Source organism: Chitinophaga sp. (assembly GCF_035538455.1).
Lineage (GTDB): Bacteria > Bacteroidota > Bacteroidia > Chitinophagales > Chitinophagaceae > Chitinophaga.
The window spans coordinates 1-16862 of sequence record NZ_DATLKJ010000175.1 but is presented as its reverse complement, the minus strand read 5'-3'; the positions used below and the strand labels follow the sequence as shown (position 1 = coordinate 16862).

Genomic DNA, 16862 nt, shown 5'->3' with positions numbered 1-16862 from the left:
ATGATGAAAGTAAACGCTTATGCGGCCCTGAAACCCGGCGGCAGGCTGGAGAAATTTATATATGAGCTACCAGCAACAGGAAAGGAACAGGTGGATATTAAAGTTGCGTACTGTGGTTTGTGCCATTCTGACCTGAGTATGATCAACAACGACTGGGGCTGGTCGCAGTACCCCATGGTGCCTGGTCACGAGATTGTGGGTGAAGTGATCAGTACAGGAAGCGAAGTAAAAGGTGTAAAGGTGGGCGATAAGGTAGGACTGAGCTGGTTCTCTGCTTCGTGTATGCATTGCCGTCATTGTATGAGTGGCAACCACCAGTTGTGTACTGACATTGAACAGACGCAGGTGGGGCGTCACGGTGGTTTTGCTGACATTGTGCGAAGCCACTGGTCATGGGTGATCCCGTTGCCGGAGTCAACTGATCTCGCTAAAGCGGGGCCGTTGCTCTGCGGTGGCATGACTGTTTTCAATGCCATCGTTGCGGATGGCGTAAAGCCTACAGACAGGGTAGGTGTGATTGGGATCGGCGGCCTCGGGCATCTGGCCATCCGCTTTCTCAAACATTGGGGCTGTGAAGTGGTGGGCTTCAGTTCCAACAAGTCCAAGCACGACGAGATTATTAGTATGGGGGCTACCAGGGTGGTGGATTCTACTGATACAGATGCATTGAAAGAGGTACAGGGGCAACTGGATTTTATTTTAAGCACCGTCAATGTGCCGCTGGATTGGAATACATACCTGGATTGTCTTGCACCTAAAGGCAAGCTGCATACAGTGGGCATCGTCACTGAGCCGATACCAGTGCCAACGCTTAGTCTGATCAATGGACAGAAGTCGGTAGGCGGCAGTCCGGGTGGCAGCCCCGCTTTGATCAGAACGATGCTGGACTTTTGTGTGAGACATCAAATCTATCCGACGGTTGAAGAATTTCCGATGGGGCAGGTGAATGATGCCATCAGGCATCTGGAAGAAGGAAAAGCGAGGTACAGGATAGTGCTAAAGAACGAAGACAACCGGGGGTGAGTGAAACCTGACGGGAGTGGAGACAGTTATCTTTATAAAAAGTATGCTTATGAAAATCAGATTAACAGTCGTTTTACTCCTGTTGTTTGTTGCGGTGTCTTATGCGCAAACCGGGCGAGCACCTGTGTATGTACTGGTACATGGCGCCTGGCATGGAGGATGGTGTTGGCAGAAGGTCAGCACAAAGTTGCGTAGCCAGGGTAGTATAGTGTACACGCCCACGCTCGGCGGACTAGGAGAGTACAAAGATGTGCCGCATGAAGGTATCAATCTCGACACACACATTTCAGAAATCGTGAATCTCCTTGAAATGGAAGACCTGCATGATGTAGTGCTGGTGGGGCATAGTTACGGCGGCCTGGTAATTGCCGGCGTGGCCGACCGCATACCAGAAAGACTTAGTAAGCTTGTTTTCCTGGATGCCATGCTTGCGGACAACGGACAAAGCCTGCTATCGCTGCTGCCTGCAGAAGGGCAAGCCTCTTTCGCAAAGACGGCTGAGCCATATAAGATGGTGAGCGCGCCCTCTCTTCCACTGGAAGCATTTGGACTAGGGAAAGAACTGCAACCCTGGGTGGCAAAGCGGATTACTTTGCAGCCGTATAAAACACTCACACAGCCGCTTGTATTGAAGCATCCCTTCGGCAATCATCTCCCGTTAGTATATATTGCCTGTACAAAGCCGCAAGCTCCCTTTTTTAAGACATTTTCAGAGAAGGCTAAGGCTTCGCCTGACTGGAAATATTACGAGCTGGTTACGGGCCATGATGCTATGCTCACGGCGCCCGATGACCTTACGTCATTACTCACTTCCATTGCAAAATGATAAGCGAATCCTTCAGACAGCCTGGTCTGAAGGATTTGTTTTTTATGTAGAAAATTATTGCTGAGATACTGTCACGGCTCTTCACCCTTTTTTCCTTCTCCTCTTACTTAATATTACAGCGTATATTTTCTTGTACAGATTGAATATCTGTATGATTTATTTTTTTATTACTGATCCGAATAACCACACTCAAGCTGACTATGAAAGCCATTATCCTTTTGTTTACCATTTGTTTATGCAGTCTGGTTGGCTATTCCCAGATTTCCAATGTAGGAGTGGGTACCAATTCCCCAACAGCTACGCTGGATGTAAATGGCAGCCTGCGTGTACGCACACTTCCATCCGGCTCCGTATCAACGGATTCCATTGTCACTAATGACGTTAATGGTAACATCAGGCGGGTGAATGCATCTGATCTGGTAAAACAATACACCGGGTTTAAGCAGATGAAAGTGGGAGCTGATTTTCCCATTCCTGTACATAACAGCGTGAGTACAGGTAGTACCGGAACCTTTACGAGCAGCGTGTTTGGGGCGTGTAGCTGGAAAGTAGATCAGAAGACAACCGCACCTACTACTTCAGACAGGCCTTTTCTGAAAGTTACCTATACGCTGGGGACTGCACTCACCACACTGCCGGATGTATTGATCTTCCAGGCCAAGAACACCAGCAGTTATCCAGACAGTTATAACATCAACCTCATATCAAAATCGCTTACCTCTTTTAGTGTAGTGATCACACGTGTAGAAAGCTCTGCGAGCTGGCAGGGTAATTTCCTGTTCGATTTTCTGATGATAACACTGTAATATGCGGGAAGCTATTTTTATTTCTTCAATGCTTCGCTATAAGCAGCCAGTGCTCGTTGCCGTGCCGTCTCGTGTTCTACAACGGGAGCAGGGTAAATGAGTGTATCCAGCTCGGGTATCCAGCGGCGTATATAAGTGAGGTCTTTATCAAATTTTTTTGTCTGGATATAGGGATTGAATATCCGGAAATACGGCGCGGCATCGCACCCGCAACCGGCGGCCCATTGCCAGTTTCCATTATTGGAGGCCAGATCATAATCCAGCAGCTTCCGCGCGAAATAACCTTCCCCATAACGCCAGTCAGTAAGCAGGTGTTTGGTAAGGAAGCTGGCGGTGATCATGCGTACCCGGTTATGCATGTAACCGGTGGCGTTCAGCTCGCGCATACCTGCATCCACAATGGGGTAGCCGGTTGTACCATCACACCAGCGACGGAATTCTGTTTCGTTGTTGCGCCATTTGATCCGGTCGTATTCCGGTTTGAATGACTGATGGGCTACCTGTGGAAAGTGCCAGAGTATCATCTGGAAAAATTCGCGCCAGATCAGTTCATTCAGGAAAGTTTCGTTTAATTGTAATGCGTTGCTGACCAGCTGCCGGATACTGATGGCGCCGAAGCGGAGATGTACGCCCAGCCTTGAAGTTCCATGAATACCCGGTGTGTCCCTGGTTTGATGATAGCCGGCGATCAGTGACTGATCCGGTTCCGGTGAAGGAAAGCCGACTTCCACCGCGTTGAACCCAAGTTGCTTTAACCCGGGAACAGGTTGGGATGCCTGCGGAAACAGGTGGTGGAGGTGCTGTTCAACCGGATAGCTGTTGTAGTGTTTTTTTTGCAGGGCAGCTTTCCATTTGCGGCTGTATGGAGTAAATACCGTATAGGGGGTACCGTTATCCTTGCCGATGTCGGTTGTTTCAAAGATTACCTGGTCTTTGAAAGTATGAAGGCCTACATTCTTTTCTTTCAGAAACGCTGCTATTTCCTGGTCCCTGCTGCGGGCATAAGGTTCATAATCATGATTGGCGTAAACGGCGCCTACATTATACTTCGACAACCAGTGTTGAAAAGCTGCGATTGGTGTGCCATGAAAGATGTCAAAAGTACTTCCTGTTTTTTCAATGCGACTCTGTAAATGGAGCAACTGTGTATGAATGAAAGTCACGCGGCGGTCGTCCTTGTCTTCGAGATCGTCCAGGATGTTTGTATCGAATACAAAAACCGGCACCACCGGATGCTCACTGCTCAACGCATGATACAATGCGGCCTGGTCCTCCAGCCGGAGATCCCTGCGAAACCAGCAAAGATTAACTTTCTTCATATTATCTGATCATTCATCTTTTGCAAATGTAATGTTGGATTACATTTAAAAGCACTCCCGTTTTGTTGTGACGATCGTTATACAGTTATTCATCAAATGAATAAGCCGGGAAACCGCATGAAGTGCGAATTTCCCGGCTTTGTATGTTAAACCTGCAATGCAGCAAGAATATTGTTGGTTTTGGTGGCCAGCGTAGCGCTCAGTGACGCCAGGTTCTTGTATCCTTCAAAATGTATTGACGGATGAAAGGCGTGTATGGTTGTTTCTGTTGCCCCTGTTTCACGCAATACAAGTTTCAGTGGCGCCTCGATAACAGCAGCCGGATCTTTGTCAATAATCTCTTTCATATAATCCGGATGGAAGTACAGTAGTTGCCGTACCGGAGGAATATGCATGTTGTGCGCAGCCAGTATGGCCTGTGGATTGATCTCCTGAATCAGGAGGAAGCCTTCCTGTTGAATGGCTTCGCGTGCGGCTTGCAGCAGCGGTTCAAATGCCCTGCTGATTACGATTGTGTGATTATTTGTTTTCATGAGCGACGGTTTGGTTTACAGGAGGCCAGTCATTAACGGTACCGGCTACCACATTGAGATAATTGGTGAACATGTTACGAACCACGTTGGCGATGATCTCGAGTATTTCTCCGTCAGTAAAGCCGTTGTTGCGCAGCTGGTCAGCATCTTCCAGGGAAAGTGTGGCCGGAGCTGACAATATCTTTTGGGTGAACTCCAGGGCAGCGGCAGCTTTGGGGTCTTGTGCCGTCAGCGTTGTGGCGTCTGCAATCTCTTTCCCGCTCAGGCCGTTCCTGGCGCCAAGGTAACTATGAGCTGAAAGGCAATACTCACAGTTGTTGTAAGCTGCGGCGCCGATGGCTATACTTTCTTCCAGTGGTGCGCCGATGGAACCTTTTCTGAGTGAGTTACTGAAACTGGTGTAGGCTTCCAATACGGCAGGAGAGTTGGCCATTACGGCGTACATGTTAGGAACACGGCCGAGGGAGCGTGTCAGCTGATCCATTACCCTTGTTGCGGCGGCGGGAGCATCTTCCCGCGTTAATGCTTTGATGGTGGTGCTCATGATGATATATTTAGTTATAGACCAATTTGTCTATAATGATGTATAAAAATAACCCGGTGACGGGTTGTTACAATCGTTATGCGATTCCTGCCAGTTGTTTTACTGCTTTGCGGGCGGACCTGATGGGCCATACATCGCGGTACACTTTGCTTTCCACGATAGCGCCTTCAAAGAGCAGGTAAACGGTATCTGCGATGGCCTTGGTATCCCGTGCGGGAAGCTGGGAGCATGCAGCGACGGTGAGCTGATGTATCTGATCGCGCAGCTGTTGTTTATGTGCGACGATTGCCTGTTGCATGTCGTTGTTACCGGTTTCCGCCAGCATGTTGATGAACCTGCATCCCATGAATTCCTGCTTCAGCATGTTGTCTTCCAGGAAGCTGAAAATGGCCAGCAGTCTGTCTTCGGGTATTGTCTTTTTCCCGATAGCAGTAAAGAAGGCTCTGAACCAGGCGATGCTCATCTCTTTCAGGTAAGCGATACCGAGTTCTTCTTTTGAACCAAAATGGCTATAGAGGCTTGCTTTTGCGACACCTGCTTCTTCCAGTATCTGGTTGATACCGGTTGCGTTGTAGCCCTGTTCATAGAAGAGCTTCCCTGCAGTAGCCATGATCTTTTCTCTTGGATTCCCTGGTCTTGCCATGACACAAAGATAGTTATATTTTCATTATAGACAAATTTGTCTATAATGAATGATGTAAACATTAATCCCTAACTTTAATGCAGACCATCATCGTTTTCTATGAAAATAGCCACCTACAATGTGAATGGTGTTAACGGGCGTTTACCGGTATTACTCCGCTGGCTGAATGAATCGGCCCCTGATATAGCGTGTCTGCAGGAGCTGAAAGCGCCGCAGGAGAAGTTTCCGCTGCAGGCTATCGAGGATGCAGGGTACAATGTTATATGGCATGGACAGAAAAGCTGGAATGGCGTTGCCATACTTTCAAAAAGGGGAATGCCGCAGGAAGTCAGGCGTACTTTGCCGGGTGATCCTGAAGATGTACACAGCCGCTATATGGAAGCTGAGATTGACAACGTGCTTATAGGCTGTCTTTATCTGCCCAATGGGAATCCTGCACCTGGTCCAAAGCTTGATTATAAGATGGGTTGGTTCCGCCGGTTGACGGATCATGCCAAAGGCCTGCTGACGCAGGACAAGCCTGTGATATTAACGGGCGATTTCAATGTGATGCCGACAGAACTAGATGTATATAAACCGGAGAAATGGGTGAACGATGCGCTGTTCCTGCCAGAGGTGCGGGAGGCTTTCAGCAACCTGGTGGCACAGGGTTGGACGGACGCCATCCGCACATTATATCCTGATGAGAAGATATATACGTTCTGGGATTACTTCCGTGATGCATATGGCCGTAATGCTGGTTTGCGTATAGATCATTTCCTGTTAAGCCCGCAGGTGAGCGGCCGGTTGAAAGCGGCGGGAGTGGACCGGCATGTACGGGGTTGGGAGAAGTCGAGTGACCATGCACCTGTATGGATTGAACTGGCGGATAAGTAGTGTTATTATATAATATCGATATATTTAACTGAGGGCGATATGCAACCAGTTAAATAGGATATGTATATGATTTGCTATGCTTTGTTAGAATATATTTTATTTAAGTTGTTGATAATTATATAGATGTGTTACCCCGTTTATTACTAAGATTATCCTTGGCTTCTCCGATCTAAGTATTTTTCACGAACAGATTGCGTATTTATACGTTAGGAAATATGCAAATGCGTGTATTACCTTTGCTAAAACGATTTTTAAACCTGCAATCTTTATGAAGAAACATTTATTAGTACTGTTATTCCCCATGATTGGCTCCATTGCCACCTATGCCCAGGTAAGATTAGGCGTGAAAGCTGGATTCAGCAACGCCGGAATGAAATTTGAAAGCAACGAGTACGTTCAACGTAAATCGGGATGGCACGCCGGTGTTGTGGCGGACATCGCGGTCGCTAAAAATTTCTCATTGCAACCACAACTGTTATTCAGCGCCAAAGGTTATCGCAGTAAAGAGCTTGTTTCACCTGCCGGTGTTACAGTATTGCCGTCGGTTACAACAAAGCTGAACTATCTTGAACTTCCTGTAAACTTCCTGTATAAGCCACAGGTAGGAAGCGGCAGATTGTTTGTTGGCGCTGGGCCATACATTGCTATGGGCATCAGCGGTAACGCAAAGGGAGACAAGACAGAAACCGTAAAAGTGAAATTTGACGGTAAGGAAAATGAGAACGACGGTAAGCTCCATGCAAAACGGATTGACGCAGGCGCTAACTTCCTGGCTGGTTATGAACTGAAGAGCGGATTGTTCTTCAGCGTTAACTACAGTCTTGGTATGAGCGATGTGCTCCCGGGGAGCAAATCAAAGGCTAACTACTTTGGTATCAGTGTAGGTTACCTGCTGCCTTCCGGCAAACACTAACGTTGTTATATTTCGCACAACATAAGACAATGGTATGAAAAGGGCCAGGATTTCTATCCAGGCCCAATCAGTAACTACAGTAGAGGTCAGTCTGAGGGGACTGGCCTCTCTTTTTATTTTTATTTCTGTGTGAGCGGCAGTACATATTGCACCAGGCTGAGGAACACTTTCCCAGGTTCTTCCATTGGTATCATGTGAGATGAATGTTCAAACCAGATTCCCTTCTTGTAGGGCGCCTTTACCTGTTGCAACCAGGCTTCGGTGGGTACTGAAGGGGTGGTGTAGTCATGTCTTCCCATGAACATGAGGACCGGTATTGGGAACGTTTTGACTTTCTTAAAGTCAACGGCCAGGAACTCAGGCAGGATACGCCCGAGTGTGAAGATATTGCCGTCATCTATTGCTCTTACATCCTTTCTTTCGTAATCGGGTGAAAGCAACGGGCCATTATAGAAATACATGGACTCTTCCCGGTAAGCGGTAAGTCCGCCGTAATACTGTGGCCATTTGCGGGCAATGATGATACGATCTCTTGTAACTGGTTTGTCTCCAGGATAAGGGGCGATGGATTGCAGCTCTTTCAGCGCTTCTTCATTTTTTAGCCTGGTGGCCTCTTTCACGCCGAATTCAAAACTCAGCCGCTCATTGTCCATCACATTAATGGCCTGTCCGATTCCAACGTAGGCGTAGAACAGATCGGGACGTTTGAGTGCTGCTCTCATCGCAACGATGGTGCCCCAGCTATGTCCTGCGAGAACAAGTTTTTTCTTGTTGTATTTCTTCCGGATAAATTCTGCCAGTTCAACGGCGTCGTCTACGTAACGGTCGATGTGGATGGTTTCTCCGAGGCCGGTGGTGTCATTGGTGCGATAGGTTTTTCCGGAGGCGCGCTGGTCGTAATTTACTACTGTGAAATATTCTTCAATGGGCCGCTGATACATCCATGCTACCGGTGCGAGGGGAGAGGCGGGGCCGCCGTGCACAAAGAGAATGATGGGATTTTCTTTGTCGTACCCCCTTACAAACACCCATTGCTTTACACCGCCTACAGGTACCTCATAATTTTCCTGCACGCCGTTAGGGGTAAGGATTCTGTCGCGATCAATGATAATGGCTCTTGCTTTTGCGTATTTGTCAGTGGTGTCTTTACTCTGTCCATAGCTCGTGGATGCCAGGCATAGCAATAAGATAAAACTAAGTGCTCGTATTTTCATCTGATAATAAAGTTTATCCTGTCAATGTACAATTAATTTAAAAAATTCCGGTTACTATCGTCATCTGTTTTCACCGACAGAACCAATGCTTTTACCGGTATTGTCGGGATATTTGCCGGAACAGGCTATGGTATCATTGCTGCAACCATTACCTTTGTCATTGTATCGTAGTATTATATTCACGTCGTTGCTGCATTTATCAACAGCTGGTTTTTTCCTGAGGCCCAAACAGCGAAGAGAACTGGTTGGCGGTAAGGTGGTGAAAGATATTTTCTTCTTTTTTTCTGAAACGGAAAAATGCATCTTTGTAAGTTCTCAATGTAAAATCTATGCACACATCCAAGAAAGCTGCTATTGGCTTTATTTTCATCACACTACTCATCGATGTAATGGGATGGGGGCTGATCATTCCTGTAATGGCTGATCTGATCGCCCAGCTGAAGGGCATCCCTGTCAACGAAGCCAGCACTTATGGCGCTGCACTGCTTTCGGTGTTTGCTATTATGCAATTTGTGTTTGCGCCGGTTGTTGGCAACCTGAGCGACAAATACGGCCGTCGTCCTGTTCTGTTGTTGTCGTTACTGGGCTTTGGTATCGACTACATTATACTAGCGCTGGCGCCGGCTTACGGCTGGCTGTTTCTGGGCCGTGTGATAGCAGGTATCACGGGAGCCAGTTTCACTACAGCTTCTGCTTATATTGCAGATGTAAGTACGGATGAGATCTCCAAAGCTAAAAACTTTGGTCTTATTGGCGCTGCTTTCGGCCTGGGTTTTGTACTGGGGCCTGCGCTTGGGGCGTTACTGGCCACCTGGGGGATCAGGGCTCCTTTCTATGCCGCCGCGGTGCTCTGCCTTCTGAACTGCATCTACGGATATTTCTTCCTGCCGGAATCATTAAGTAAAGAGAACCGACGTCCTTTTGAATGGGCGCGGGCCAATCCTTTCGGTTCATTGAAGTTTCTGGCCAAGCATCCTGAGATTGGCGGACTCGCTTTCGCTTTCTTCCTGATTTATCTTGGCGCCCAGGCTGTTCAGGGGAACTGGAACTTCTTTACTATTTATCGTTTCAACTGGAGCGAAAAAATGGTCGGTATTTCCCTCGCTGTGGTAGGCGTGCTGGTGGGTGCTGTACAGGCAGGCCTTACCAGGGTGATAAATCCAAAAATCGGGAATGAAAAGAGCATCTATCTTGGTCTGTCGCTCTACGCTGTGGGGCTGGTATTGTTTGCCTTTGCCTCAGAGGGCTGGATGATGTTTGTGTTCCTGGTGCCTTACTGCCTCGGCGGACTGTGTGGCCCATCGTTGCAGTCCGTAATATCCGGGCATGTATCTCCCAGCCAGCAGGGAGAACTACAGGGCGCCCTTACCAGTCTGATGAGTCTTACTACTATCTTCGGCCCGTTGCTGATGAACGGTACTTTCGCCTACTTTACATCGGCAGCTGCGCCGTTCCATTTCCCCGGCATGCACTTCCTGATCGGGGCGGTGTGTATCCTGCTCAGTATAATTATCACCCGCAAGGTGCTGACCAGGGAAAAGAAAAGTAACCCGGAACTGGCGGGGCTGATCAAGGGCGGAGGTGAAATCAAAGACACGCCAATGCATTAATAACGGAAACGGATATATGAAGTAAAAGAATGTATTACAAGGCTAACAGCCAGGGTTCAATATGCTATTGTACCCTGGCTGTTGTATTTTGGATGGTGTGGTTACCTGCCAAAGGATATTAAGTACAGTAAATTTAGCATTACATTATATCAAATTGATGGTTGTTTTTTACTGTTTATAGTCTGATTTTTATTCCCATCGTAAAAGGTATAAACTATATGAGGAATAAATGGATATTTCTGCCAAGATTGGTTTTTTTGATGACCGCTCTTTCCCTTTGGGCAGGCGCCTCCTACGCACAATGGGATTTTAATACGGATTATTTCAGTATCCATATTGACAACAGGGGCTATATAACCAGTATGAAGAATATCACGGTAAAGCCCAATAGGGAGTTCAGTCCGGCTGATAAGCCTTCTGCTTTTATGTCGTTGTTCGATGGAGAAAAAAAAGTATACTATGAGCCGGTTAAAGCGAGTTATGATAAGTCAGCCAATCAGCTAACACTGGAATATCCGAACGGATCTGTTGCAAAGGTGATCATCATCCCGCAGCGGAAGTATTTTAAGCTGAAGCTTCAATCACTTGCGCCACGCAAGGGGGTAGAAGCCATTCAGTGGGGCTTTTATCATACCAACATTACCAACCTTCTGGGAGAAATCATCGGGGTTGCGCGTGATACCAGTGAAACCACGAATTATGCCATTGGCATGCTGGCATTGGACGACAATACATTGGGTGGCACTGCTGCAACGGTGGCAGATGCAGCACCCTTTCAATATATCATACATAGCCCGGACACCAGGCGCTTTCCCTTGCCGGCGACGTTGCATGAGGGCCAGGTGTTTTCTCTGGGTGGCAACGGTATCAGCGATGTTGGTTTTTATGCGCATAAGGAACCATATTACCGCATTATGTATGGTGATGCTGCACAGGTTGACAAGGAAGGGCGGATTTCCATTTCTTATCAATCGAGAGACAGAACATATAGCAGAGAAGTTTATTTTTCACTGATTCCCCACATGAAGGCGAACATTCCCAATCACCTGGAGGTTCAGCCTATACCCGGCGTGGATTACATCGGCTCGTCTGTGGCATTTTGGGGAAGTCCCGATAGTACAGCACTGACGGACGTTATCAGAAACATTGTTTTATCAGAAGGATTGCCCTATCCAACAATCAATGGCAAATGGGTGAAGGATCCGGTTGCCTTTGTTCCTGATGCGATGACCAGCGGCAACTTGAACGACAGCATCATTGCTTATACCGCGAGATTAGGATTCAGGGCTATCAGTTTATATGACCAGGGATTTTTGCGGCCCAACCGGGGAAATGCAGGATACCTTGACGGCCTGAGCTTCGAAAAGAAGCCGATAAAAATGACGGCCGGAAATAAATCGCATAAGGAGTTTTCGGATATGGCTGGCAAAAGTGGTATTATCATCGGGCGTACGCCCATCACCAATTCGCTGGCTCCAGGTACCCTGGATGCAAGTCCTGTTCCCAGTGACAGTTTATGTTATCAGCAGAAACGGGTGCTTGTTGGCGCGCTCAGTCCGACAGACACAAATATTATTGTGAATGATCCGGCGCACCTTGAGGAAATTGCCAGCTGGGAAGGGCATTGTACAAATTTAAATATGATAAAGATCGGGAAGGAGCTGATTCATTACCTGGGGGTATCTGATAAACCGCCATACCGCCTTTTAAAGGTGAAACGCGGCTACTGGAATACTGTTCCGACTAATCATTTGACAGGAGATACTATATATAAGCTGCAGGTTACCGTTAATTACGGGTACGATGGCATTATTCCCAATCTGCAACTGCAGGACAAGATCGCGGAATACTATGCTGATGTTTGCCGGATCAATGGCCTGGCCTATTATGATTTTGACGGGCAGGAATTTTTGTTCAATAACGGGCACGGATATTATTCTACCAAGCGCTTTTTCCGGAAGATGTTTGAACAAGCGCATAAAAACGGCGTTCCGTATATCCGGTTTACCGGGGCCACCCTGTCTGAAGGCTCCTGGCACTATCAGAGTATCTGGAATGTTGGCGGCGGTAAAAATCTTTATGACGCTGATACCAGGGAATGGGGTAGTACTACCAGCCAGGGGAAAGATCTGAGAGACGTCACCTATTCGAACTTTTTCCCTGTAGGCATGGGAGGAAATTTCGCCATTAAAGCGAATTCAAGGGTAGAGCAGTATGAGCATATACAAGCCATTTCAGTGGGTGTGGGGACTACCTACAGTCTTCCGCTGAACCAGAAAGATGTAGAAAGCTGCCCGCAGAAGGACGTCATCTTCGAGGTGATCCGAACCTGGGAAAATGCCCGGGCCGCCAATGCATTTCCGCGTTGGGTCAGGAATGAGCTGGCAAATCCTGCGTATTCCTACCGCTTAAAAGCGATTGACGGTAACAACTGGGAGCTATACAAAGGAGGCAGGGATGGTTCTGGAATGGCCTTGTTTGTGAGGTTGAAAAGAGCGGATGGAAAATAAAGCGGATGGAAGTTATTCCATCCGCAGCTACTGCCTAACCAATGTAAGCTCCCGGTAGCTTGCGCTACTAACCTAAAGAGCCAAAGAGAGATGCTAAGCCATTAAAAACATTATGAAGAATGTTTAAAGCGGGCGAACCTGCTGGTAAGATAGCTTCTATAGTTTTAAAGATGTTAGCTATACCGTCAAATACTTGCTGTAAAATCCCTAAAGGGTCCACTGGCGCACCACCGTTTATGCTTCTACACTCACTGGGGTCAAAGGGGTTAATCCATACGATTCAACACTTTTCATAGGAATGCATTTTTTTGTTAATAAAAGCAATTAATAAAAATGCCTGTCAATTTGATGTTATATACCGTTTGCTCATCTATATCCTAATTAAAACACGATATAATAACAATTGTTCACGGTCATTCAGGCTACACAATTATAGCACAGCCTGGCATGTTAGCTGAATTCCCGTCATTTTCTTACCTGAAAAGGGAGGGCTTGGGGTGTTTGTAACTGTAAGGAGTTAATCCGCTTTCCTGTAATGATAACTGATAGTAATACCGTGATTTCCCAGCGTCTGCGTACTGGCATAACGGCTGGTTTCATCTTTGGTATAAACGGCTACGGAAGATACGGGCGGGCCTGATTCTGTTATTTTCTGCACCTGCGTTACATAGTGTTTGCTGCACAGGTATGGATATAGTTCATTTCGTGGAAGGGGGTATACGTCTCCGGCCAACGCCCTGAGCAGCAGTGGATTCCCCGCTACGGCGGGGTATAAAGGGTTAAGCCTGCCTTCATCATAATCCATTTTGAAATGCTGTATATTGGTAACGGGAACGCTGTTTTCGATCGCAACATATGTCATGTCCATCAGCTCCCGTATATCATTCCCCGTGAATTCATATCCTATGTATGAAAGGAATTTCCCCTTCACAATTGTGTAAATGATTGTATCCCGGGTTCCCGCCGTGATTACCTGATTATTATTGTTGAGTGCCAGTTTTGATACATCTGAGCCTGATACGGCGCCGTCCTGCAACCGGTAAAAGGTGGTGTAGATAGTGAGCAGCCCCGGCGCCCACACCAGGGAATCTTTCTGCGTACGCCCTTTCACGTTATAGGCCACTTCATTGTAGTATTCCGCTTCTTTCACATAGCCGTTGCTATTATACCGGTATACTGTATGGCTCAGCCAGAGCCGGTAATAGGAATGGAACTCCCATCTTTCTGTTACCTGGTTCTTTTTATTGTAGATAAGACTGTCTTTCGGTATGCCGTTTACAAAAATAGCTGTAACCAGGTAGTCGTTTGCCGGAGGTACGGGAGGAGGCGGTATCTCACCCGGACTTACAACTGCATCCTTTTTACACTGACATGCCGGAGAGAATATCAGCAGCAGCAGGGTGCAATAATACATCAGGTATTTGTACTGAAGGGACATCGGGTAACATTTGCGGGTATAGGGGAAGATAGGGTATTTCTGGTGAATAGGGAAATGTTTATCTAGTGCGGTGTTACCCTTCCGGAAAATAGTAAACCCTTTGCATACTATATCTGCAAAGGGTTTGATAATATGAAGCAAATTGTATTATACGTGTTCTGTGTGTTTTTTCGGATAATTGAAAAGCAGACTAGTAAGGATAGGAATGAAGAAGATAGACACGGTAATGATGGATGTGGTCATATCCGCTACGTGGCTGCTGAGGAAAGTTCCGAAGGAAGTGTCCGGATAGAAATGCTCAAATAGCGATAGTGCGAGTTTCAGCCCTAGGACGCCAATCACCAGAAAGGCGGCTGTTTCCAGGAACGGATATTTCTCCATGAGCTTTACAAACCACTGCGCAATGAAGCGCATGGCGAGGATACCGATGAACACGCCCGTACATACCAGGATAATATTGGGACTGAAAGCCACAGCGGCAAATACGTTGTCAATGGAGAACGCCATATCCATCAGTTCCACCAGTATCACGGTAGACCAGAAATTGCCAATAGTGCCTACTGTTTTGCGGTACAGCCAGTTCTTCTTTTTGTCTATTACTTCTTCTTCCTGCTGCCTTTGTTTCGCCCTTTTACTTCTCCACCAGGCCCACACCAGGTAAAGCAGGTATAGCCCGCCCAATGGCTTTAGCCACCAGATCTGGATCAGGAAAGCGGCAAATACCATTGCAACGCCGCGGAAGAAGTAGGCACCCCAGATACCGTAACGGAGAGCCCTTTGGCGTTGCTTAGGTTCCAGGTCCATTACCATGGTGGCCAACACGGCGGCATTGTCTACAGACAGGAGGCTTTCAATGATGATCAGGTTACCGATAACAGCAATGGAATGAAGCGGTTTATCTAAGATCTCCTGAAAAAGTTCGTTCATAATTCAGTTATAGTTTGATGTAGTTCTACAGTATGCATATAGGTGAAAACCAGTATAAATCAGTTTGCAGCATGGGTGCTTTACAAAGATCGGCAATTTTGTGATCATTGAAGTTGGCTACTGTGATTTTCGTGATTTGATTGATTATGCTGATGAACGAAGATAGAAGAGGATACTGTCTGAACTATGATTTTTGTGATTTGATTGATTATACTGATGAACGAAGATCATTATATTTTATATATGCGAATAGCCTTGATGGTGTAATCTTTAAATGAATTTCCTTATTGATCTTCGTTCATCAGTATAATCAATCAAATCACAAAAATCATAGTGTCCCATTTTGTAACCAGCATCAGTTTATTTAGATACTGAATACAGTTCTACTCCCAGGCGGGAGTCGCTGAGAACGTTGTAGTCGAGCCACATACAACCAGGATAAGTGGCATCGCCACCGCCGGTGCCCCAGCTGTTCTGGATCAGGAACGCGTGTTTTGCATCATCATAGCCTACAATACAAATCGCATGGCCGCCTAATTCCTGCCCGGATGTAGTCTTGTAGATAGTGCCATAATCAAATGCGGTTTCGAAGCTGCTGTATACCATTAATCCCATTTCAACAGGGAGACGGAGATTGAGGGCATTCTTAACATCTGTTACGGAAGAAAGCCTGCCGTAAGTCCTGATCTTGTTCCTGGCTGCATCTGTGTTCTGGGCAGATGTAGGGTATGAGCAGGGTGAGCCCAGCCTGGAGTCAACAGAGTAGGAAGGTACACCGTTATTCCTCAGGATATCGAGTCCTGCATCGATGTACATGCCATCGTTGGGATCACAGTCGCCTTGTGAAGAGTGATCCACCTGATATACATACCACGGACTGCGTGGGTTGGAGACACCGCTGGGGAACTCATTGTTTAATGTACCTACTGCTGCATAACCGCTGGACCAGGATACGCAGGTACCGGTAGCGCCCTGGTTACCGATAGACGGGTGATTCAGGATGACGCGACTGGGCAGTGCAGCTACTTTGGCGTTTTCCACGATGCGCGCGTAACCTTTGTTGATAAGATCCTTGCGTACTTCGTCGAAGTTAGTGAGAGGTAACCTGTTATACGCATCCGGGTTGAGATGTGCTCCCATTCCATGTTTGCTGGGTTCAGTGGAAGGGTCTGTATGATCTGCTTTTTTCTGACAAGAGAATATCAGTAAGGACAAGCTAAGTCCTAATAGCAAGGAGAAATGCTTTCTCATAAAAAAGAATTTGGGTTTTGGATTTAAGGAATTTTCATACGGGTTATGCTGATTACAAAATGGGCGTGATGAAATTGATTAACGGACTAAATTCGCGGGATCAGCGCTGCGATATGGTAACGTGTTTGGTGCCTTGCGATAAACGGATTGCCTTTCCCGATGTTGATTCAGATTTGGTTGTTTGCTCTGTTCAGATTTTTGCTGATGGCTCTCAATAATTGGATGCAATATAAGTAATCTGTTGATACGTGCAACACGGTTGCAAAGGTTTCTTTCTCCGGCTGCTTTCCGGCCGTTGGCAACAGAACCGTAAAAAGCCATGCAGGAGCAGCTTGCACGGCAGTGCTGCAACACACATGCTGCAACATTAAATCTAGCTTAAAATGTTTTAGAAGATGTCAGCCCCGTTGTTATGGAAATATACCTCCA

General features: G+C 46.9%; 16 protein-coding genes. 7 read left to right on the top strand and 9 right to left on the bottom strand.

Going from position 1 to position 16862, the window contains the following annotated elements; genetic code table 11:
* The 3 genes from ahr (at position 1) to VM802_RS20700 (ending at position 2655) form a co-directional block, all read left to right on the top strand.
* A complete protein-coding gene (gene ahr / locus VM802_RS20710; protein WP_325534100.1) occupies positions 1-1023 on the top strand; it encodes an NADPH-dependent aldehyde reductase Ahr in 1023 nt (340 codons plus the stop codon).
* A 49-nt stretch (positions 1024-1072) separates the two neighbouring features.
* Positions 1073-1849, top strand: a complete 777-nt coding sequence (locus VM802_RS20705) for an alpha/beta hydrolase (protein WP_325534098.1) — start codon at positions 1073-1075, stop codon at positions 1847-1849.
* 200 nt (positions 1850-2049) lie between these two features.
* Positions 2050-2655, top strand: coding sequence for a hypothetical protein (locus VM802_RS20700; RefSeq protein WP_325534096.1), 606 nt, complete (start codon positions 2050-2052; stop codon positions 2653-2655).
* A gap of 17 nt (positions 2656-2672) precedes the next feature.
* Here the strand turns inward: VM802_RS20700 and VM802_RS20695 are convergent, their stop codons facing one another.
* From VM802_RS20695 to VM802_RS20680, 4 genes are all read right to left on the bottom strand, one after another.
* Positions 2673-3974: a cryptochrome/photolyase family protein gene (locus tag VM802_RS20695; RefSeq protein ID WP_325534094.1), complete on the bottom strand. Its 1302-nt coding sequence runs from the start codon at positions 3972-3974 to the stop codon at positions 2673-2675.
* Positions 3975-4120: 146 nt separating this feature from the next.
* Positions 4121-4507: a DUF302 domain-containing protein gene (locus VM802_RS20690; RefSeq protein ID WP_325534092.1), complete on the bottom strand. Its 387-nt coding sequence runs from the start codon at positions 4505-4507 to the stop codon at positions 4121-4123.
* A complete protein-coding gene (locus tag VM802_RS20685) occupies positions 4494-5051 on the bottom strand; it encodes a carboxymuconolactone decarboxylase family protein (protein ID WP_325534090.1) in 558 nt (185 codons plus the stop codon). The genes VM802_RS20690 and VM802_RS20685 overlap by 14 nt, the downstream gene beginning before the upstream one ends.
* A gap of 76 nt (positions 5052-5127) precedes the next feature.
* Positions 5128-5694, bottom strand: a complete 567-nt coding sequence (locus VM802_RS20680) for a TetR/AcrR family transcriptional regulator (RefSeq protein ID WP_325534088.1) — start codon at positions 5692-5694, stop codon at positions 5128-5130.
* 99 nt (positions 5695-5793) lie between these two features.
* On the opposite strand from VM802_RS20680, the gene xth reads away from it, so the two are divergent.
* Together xth and VM802_RS20670 are read left to right on the top strand one after the other, a co-directional pair.
* Positions 5794-6570 (top strand): exodeoxyribonuclease III, encoded by a 777-nt coding sequence (gene xth / locus VM802_RS20675; protein WP_325534086.1) that lies wholly within the window; start codon positions 5794-5796, stop codon positions 6568-6570.
* 268 nt (positions 6571-6838) lie between these two features.
* Positions 6839-7483, top strand: coding sequence for a porin family protein (locus VM802_RS20670; protein WP_325534084.1), 645 nt, complete (start codon positions 6839-6841; stop codon positions 7481-7483).
* 119 nt (positions 7484-7602) lie between these two features.
* On the opposite strand, the gene VM802_RS20665 is transcribed toward VM802_RS20670, so the two are convergent.
* Both VM802_RS20665 and VM802_RS20660 read right to left on the bottom strand, forming a co-directional pair.
* Positions 7603-8697: an alpha/beta fold hydrolase gene (locus VM802_RS20665; RefSeq protein WP_325534082.1), complete on the bottom strand. Its 1095-nt coding sequence runs from the start codon at positions 8695-8697 to the stop codon at positions 7603-7605.
* A gap of 60 nt (positions 8698-8757) precedes the next feature.
* Complete coding sequence (locus VM802_RS20660; protein WP_325534080.1) at positions 8758-9000, bottom strand: hypothetical protein; 243 nt, start codon at positions 8998-9000, stop codon at positions 8758-8760.
* A gap of 26 nt (positions 9001-9026) precedes the next feature.
* Here VM802_RS20660 and VM802_RS20655 point away from each other — a divergent pair, with 26 nt between their 5' ends.
* Together VM802_RS20655 and VM802_RS20650 are read left to right on the top strand one after the other, a co-directional pair.
* Positions 9027-10307, top strand: coding sequence for a TCR/Tet family MFS transporter (locus VM802_RS20655; RefSeq protein WP_325534078.1), 1281 nt, complete (start codon positions 9027-9029; stop codon positions 10305-10307).
* Positions 10308-10525: 218 nt separating this feature from the next.
* A complete protein-coding gene (locus tag VM802_RS20650) occupies positions 10526-12817 on the top strand; it encodes a hypothetical protein (RefSeq protein ID WP_325534076.1) in 2292 nt (763 codons plus the stop codon).
* 517 nt (positions 12818-13334) lie between these two features.
* On the opposite strand, the gene VM802_RS20645 is transcribed toward VM802_RS20650, so the two are convergent.
* The 3 genes from VM802_RS20645 to VM802_RS20635 all read right to left on the bottom strand — a co-directional run bounded on the left by VM802_RS20645 (position 13335) and on the right by VM802_RS20635 (position 16433).
* Positions 13335-14255, bottom strand: coding sequence for a hypothetical protein (locus tag VM802_RS20645; protein WP_325534074.1), 921 nt, complete (start codon positions 14253-14255; stop codon positions 13335-13337).
* A gap of 147 nt (positions 14256-14402) precedes the next feature.
* Positions 14403-15182 carry a MeeY/MeeF family manganese export membrane protein gene (locus VM802_RS20640; protein WP_325534072.1) on the bottom strand — a complete coding sequence of 260 codons (780 nt, stop codon included), beginning with the start codon at positions 15180-15182 and terminating at the stop codon, positions 14403-14405.
* A 360-nt stretch (positions 15183-15542) separates the two neighbouring features.
* Positions 15543-16433: a C1 family peptidase gene (locus VM802_RS20635; protein ID WP_325534070.1), complete on the bottom strand. Its 891-nt coding sequence runs from the start codon at positions 16431-16433 to the stop codon at positions 15543-15545.
* Positions 16434-16862 lie beyond the last annotated feature (429 nt).

Coding starts and splice junctions, on each gene's coding strand:
- VM802_RS20700 (WP_325534096.1), top strand. CDS start 2,050: ATGAAAGCCATTATCCTTTTGTTTACCATTTGTTTATGCAGTCTGGTT.
- VM802_RS20645 (WP_325534074.1), bottom strand. CDS start 14,255: ATGTCCCTTCAGTACAAATACCTGATGTATTATTGCACCCTGCTGCTG.
- VM802_RS20685 (WP_325534090.1), bottom strand. CDS start 5,051: ATGAGCACCACCATCAAAGCATTAACGCGGGAAGATGCTCCCGCCGCC.
- ahr (WP_325534100.1), top strand. CDS start 1: ATGATGAAAGTAAACGCTTATGCGGCCCTGAAACCCGGCGGCAGGCTG.
- VM802_RS20655 (WP_325534078.1), top strand. CDS start 9,027: ATGCACACATCCAAGAAAGCTGCTATTGGCTTTATTTTCATCACACTA.
- VM802_RS20680 (WP_325534088.1), bottom strand. CDS start 5,694: ATGGCAAGACCAGGGAATCCAAGAGAAAAGATCATGGCTACTGCAGGG.
- VM802_RS20695 (WP_325534094.1), bottom strand. CDS start 3,974: ATGAAGAAAGTTAATCTTTGCTGGTTTCGCAGGGATCTCCGGCTGGAG.
- VM802_RS20705 (WP_325534098.1), top strand. CDS start 1,073: ATGAAAATCAGATTAACAGTCGTTTTACTCCTGTTGTTTGTTGCGGTG.
- VM802_RS20670 (WP_325534084.1), top strand. CDS start 6,839: ATGAAGAAACATTTATTAGTACTGTTATTCCCCATGATTGGCTCCATT.
- VM802_RS20635 (WP_325534070.1), bottom strand. CDS start 16,433: ATGAGAAAGCATTTCTCCTTGCTATTAGGACTTAGCTTGTCCTTACTG.
- xth (WP_325534086.1), top strand. CDS start 5,794: ATGAAAATAGCCACCTACAATGTGAATGGTGTTAACGGGCGTTTACCG.
- VM802_RS20690 (WP_325534092.1), bottom strand. CDS start 4,507: ATGAAAACAAATAATCACACAATCGTAATCAGCAGGGCATTTGAACCG.
- VM802_RS20650 (WP_325534076.1), top strand. CDS start 10,526: ATGAGGAATAAATGGATATTTCTGCCAAGATTGGTTTTTTTGATGACC.
- VM802_RS20665 (WP_325534082.1), bottom strand. CDS start 8,697: ATGAAAATACGAGCACTTAGTTTTATCTTATTGCTATGCCTGGCATCC.
- VM802_RS20660 (WP_325534080.1), bottom strand. CDS start 9,000: ATGCATTTTTCCGTTTCAGAAAAAAAGAAGAAAATATCTTTCACCACC.
- VM802_RS20640 (WP_325534072.1), bottom strand. CDS start 15,182: ATGAACGAACTTTTTCAGGAGATCTTAGATAAACCGCTTCATTCCATT.